Origin of the sequence: Plesiomonas sp. (assembly GCF_051650925.1) — a bacterium.
In the GTDB taxonomy this organism is placed as follows: Bacteria; Pseudomonadota; Gammaproteobacteria; order Enterobacterales; family CAMTGL01; genus Plesiomonas.
Map to the genome: position 1 here is coordinate 1 of NZ_JBOFRH010000152.1, position 4,557 is coordinate 4,557.

3 protein-coding genes and 1 pseudogene are annotated in these 4,557 nt (G+C 50.4%); all 4 read right to left on the minus strand.

All coding sequences use genetic code 11. The annotated features are described in order from the left end of the window. Window positions 1-1,129: FliI/YscN family ATPase (locus ACRC27_RS03520; RefSeq protein WP_438639198.1), on the minus strand; the 1,129-nt coding region annotated here is incomplete at its 3' end. Next, complete coding sequence (locus tag ACRC27_RS03525) at window positions 1,110-3,182, minus strand: EscV/YscV/HrcV family type III secretion system export apparatus protein (RefSeq protein WP_438639199.1); 2,073 nt, start codon at window positions 3,180-3,182, stop codon at window positions 1,110-1,112. The genes ACRC27_RS03520 and ACRC27_RS03525, both read right to left, overlap by 20 nt. Window positions 3,183-3,213: 31 nt before the next feature. Continuing rightward, the gene (locus tag ACRC27_RS03530) at window positions 3,214-3,609 is read right to left on the minus strand and encodes a type III secretion system protein (protein WP_438629350.1); all 396 of its coding nucleotides are present in this window, start codon (window positions 3,607-3,609) and stop codon (window positions 3,214-3,216) included. Window positions 3,610-4,086: 477 nt separating this feature from the next. Continuing rightward, a pseudogene (locus ACRC27_RS03535) lies at window positions 4,087-4,557 on the minus strand (Putrescine importer PuuP); the annotation flags it as partial.

Here is a 4,557-nt window from a genome sequence, read left to right on the forward strand (position 1 = left end):
TGGCCTGAATATCAATGGCTGGGTAGTGTCCGGTTGCCGCTAATTGGCGCGACAATACAATGTGGCCATCAAGCAGTGAAATGACTTCATCAGCCAGCGGTTCATTTAAATCATCCCCCTCAACCAGAACGGTATAAAATGCGGTAATACTGCCGGTGATACCGTTTCCGGCGCGTTCGAGTAAACGCGGAAGCGCGGCAAAAACACTGGGGGGATAACTGCCCGATGCGGGCGATTCACCCGCTGCAAGCCCGACTTCGCGTGCGGCACGGGCGTAACGGGTAAGGGAGTCGACCAGTAGCAGCACATGTTGTCCGCGATCACGAAAATATTCGGCAATGGTGGTGGCAGTAAAGACTCCTTTTACCCGCTCTAAGGCGGGTTTATCTGACGTCGCTACCACCACAATAGTGCGGCTGCGTACGTTTGCGGGCAGCTGTTGTTCCAAAAATTCACGTACCTCACGGCCACGCTCGCCGATCAGAGCTAGCACTATCACATCTGCGCTGGGGTTATTGCACAACTGGCCGAGCAGCGTGCTTTTTCCGGTACCTGCTGCGGCAAAGATCCCCATTCGCTGGCCTCGCGCACAGGTCAACATACCGTCAATGGCGCGGATCCCGAGCAGCATGGCGTGATTTATCGGTTGGCGTAACAATGGGTTAGGTGGAGAGGCATCGAGCGCGCGCCACTGTATCGGGGTGGCGTTCGTGTGGTTTGTGGCGGCACTGTTTATTACCGCAGGATTATTTGCTGCAGGATCATCAATCGGATTACCCAGCCCGTCTACGATCCGGCCACACAGAGCTGGCCCGATGGCGATGCGGTGAATATCGCCAAGCGGCGTAACCCACTGCGGGCAGCACAACCCCTGTGATGAGGCATACGGAGAGAGTAAAACCTGATCGGTTAACACTTTCACTACCTCAGCCAGCATACCATGTTGCTCTATCCGGCACAGTTCGCCCATTTTTACTCCAGGCAGATAGGCTCGCAGTAGAGTTGGGCCGATCTCCAGCAATACGCCGCTGCGCACCACGCCATCCGGTGGCGGTGTGTCTGGCGTTAATCCTCGCGCAATGGCATCAACAATCACCGCCGACATGAGCTCAATATTCGGTAAAGGCATTGAGTTCATCTCCTATCAAATCGGCACTGCCAATAATGGCAATCTGTACTTCATCACCCAACTCTTGATAAGAGAGTACGGGTATCGAAAACAGATGTGACTCGGTCATTTTGCGGATAAAACGCCGAACATCAATGACTGTCAGCAACACCACATCCTGATAAGACATATCGGTATGTTGAGTAAGAATTTCTTCAATACGCTGTACAATCAAGACTGACTGCTGCTGGGTCAGCGCAGAGTAAAGGCCCGTTGCTGTTTGGCGGATAGACTCGCGTACCACATTTTCAATGCCTTCACCAATACGGATAGCTGAGATCTGTTGTGAGTGCTGACTAACCCGTCGGCACAGGTGGCGGCGTAGTGCGATGCGCACATATTCGGTTAGCATCACCGGATCTTTCTCTTTTCCCGCCCACTCAATCAGTGCGCCAAAAATAGTGCGTAAATCACGGATAGAGACCTCTTCATTGACTAAGCGCTGTAAAATATCAGCCACTTTGCTGACCTGTATCTGCCGTTGCAGCTCTTTAACCAGCTCGGCATAGTGCTCTTCCATGGCATCCATCAGGTAGTGTGTTTCTTGTACTCCGATAAACTCTGCACTGTAACGAACCAACACCCGGCGCAATATTTCAACCAACTGTTCTGTACCGCTCAGTGCCTCAACTCCGAGCGCCGCAGCCTGATGTTGCTGGTGAGGTGCAATCCACTGCAGTGTTTTCCCACCTTTTGGCAACAGTTGTTGCTGGGTTTCTAACCGGTGCGATGGCACATTTTTGAGTAGCAACAGCGCATTTTCGGGAAGTAAAAACTCACAGACTACTTCCTGATAGATCAATACCTGCAGCGTGTTGTCGGCCAGCCCGTGATCCCAACGAACCTTCACGCTGGGCAGGGGAATTCCACTACGCTCGAACAGTTGTGCGCGCAGTGCATCAATACGCTGTACGATACTGTCGTCTTGCCTATTTATTGCGCAGCAGAGCATCAGCGGCGTTGCACCGGGCTGTATACTGTCATCGAGAACGTTGTCAGCGGAAGCACTCTCACTCCCCAGTAAGTCATCACTACTGCTAAGGGCATTGAGATTGTGGTGTTTACGGTAGAAAAACCATACGGGGGTAGCGAGTACTGCCGCCAATATGACGAAGTCTAGCAGTGGAAAACCGGGTAACAGCGCAAAAATAAGCAGTAATACGGCGGCCAGTAATAACGCCTGTGGCTGACGGCCTAGCTGCTGGGCCAGTTCATTGGCTAAATTGTTCTGTTTGGCATTTGGTACACGGGTAACAATTAATCCGGCGGTGATAGAGATCAGCAGTGAGGGGATTTGTGCACACAACCCGTCTCCCACTGAGAGTACTGCATAGGTATTGAGTGCTTCGGTGGCTGACATCTGGTTTTGCATGACACCGATGATGATCCCACCAATAATATTCACTAAGATGATCACAATACCGGCAATGGCATCGCCTTTTACAAACTTCATCGCGCCGTCCATCGCGCCGTAGAGACGGCACTCTTTTTGTACGCGGTCGCGCTGGATTTTTGCTTGCGCAGCATCTATTGCACCAGCCCGCATGTCGCCATCAATACTCATTTGCTTGCCGGGCATACCATCTAAAGAGAAGCGGGCACTAACTTCTGCCACACGTTCAGCCCCTTTAGTGATAACAATAAACTGCACAATGGTGATGATGCTGAAAATAATCAGCCCAACGGTAAGGTTGCCGCCTACCACAAATTCACCGAAGGCTTTGACTACGCTGCCGGCATCGTGCTGTAACAGTACCAGCCGACTGGTGCTAATGGTTAAAGCCAGCCGGTATAAAGTGGTGATCAAGAGCACTGAGGGGAATGCGGAGAACTCTAGCGGATCGTGCAGATAAATAGCGATCATCAGTAAGATAACCGAGAGTGCAAGATTGATGGCAATTAGCAGATCGACCAGCACGGTGGGCAGTGGCAGTATCATCATGAAAATAGCAATCATAATGACGATAGCCAGCAGAATATCTTGACGCTGAGAGAGCCAGCGCAACGGTAACATTAATGTATTTGATAAATGAGATTGCGACACTTTACACGCCTCCGCTGCCTAGGCTTTGCAGCAGTACGCGCTGCTGTATATATAGCTGAAACCAGAATTCAGCATCACTATTTTGTGGTGCGGTACAGCTAATGATCAGACAACCCTGTCTTGATATTGGCGTGCTGTAGGGGGTAGTAGTAAGAGAGCGGGATAAGCGAAAAATTCGCTGCGGAACTCCCAGAAAACGCTCGATTCGCCAGCGGCGCTGTAAAACAAGTACGGCATTCGTCTGGGTAATGTCATTGCGGCCAGATGTTAGGGTGAGCCGATTATTTTTTACTGCAAGATGCAGTAGATAAGCCTCTTGTTGCCACTGCATTTCGCAGGCTACCGCCGTTTCCGGCAAGGCCGAAAGTTGCATAAAGTGTTGTAAATTTCGTTCCATCACCAAATTCATATCGGCTGACCTCAGTGCAATGAAATGTGTCAATTCCCGTTGCTCTCATCCCCAAAAAGTATTCATTTCACGAAGCTGTGCGTCTTCAAAAATAGGGGACAGAGGTTGCCATAACAGCCGTGATGGTGGCTGATGGCTTGGGTAATCCGTGTATTATTGGCAGGGCGCGGGTGGTGTAGAACCCGATACTCTGTCTGTTTGTTGCTCTGTTTTTATTGGGTATCAGGTGATAGCAGTAAGCGGGGTGATACCTATACAGAATGAGGGGGTGGTGGTTTGAGGGCTATCAGGTTATTGCTGTAATCAGTATGTGGGATGTTAGGTGATCTGTTGATATAGCGGTGCGGAGTGATTTCTGGGGCACAGGGCTGGAAGAGGGATGTATAGCAACAGACTAGGCATTACTAAGGCATAAAAAAGCCAGTCAGTGACTGGCTTTTATACACGTATAGAGCGGGTTAACGGTTAAATACTGCCTTCATATTGTGGCAGTGGCTGGCGAAAACGGCGGGTTAAAAATGCCATATACACCATACCAATAATGGCCCATGTTAACCCCAGAACCAGCGAGCTCTCTTCTAGATTCATCCACAAAACACCAACCGTACCGGCACCGGCGAGTGGAATAATCAGAAAGTTAACGGTATCTTTCACTGTTTTATTGCGTTTTTCACGGATATAAAATTGTGCGATAACCGACAGGTTAACAAACGTAAACGCGACCAGTGCGCCAAAATTAACCAGTGCGGTGGCGGTGACTAAGTCAAAAGAGACTGCAGACAGGGCCACTGCTCCGACAATCAGTACGTTGATGGCCGGTGTTTGCCATTTTGAGTGGATAAAGCCAAAAACCCGCTCTGGCAATACTGCATCACGCCCCATGACATACAGCAGGCGTGAAACCCCTGCATGTGAGGCCATGCCTGATGCTAACAC

What these genes read in the sequence shown, in the direction of transcription:
- ACRC27_RS03525 (WP_438639199.1), bottom strand. Translation starts at nt 3,182, where the DNA reads ATGTTACCGTTGCGCTGGCTCTCTCAGCGTCAAGATATTCTGCTGGCT.
- ACRC27_RS03530 (WP_438629350.1), bottom strand. Translation starts at nt 3,609, where the DNA reads ATGGAACGAAATTTACAACACTTTATGCAACTTTCGGCCTTGCCGGAA.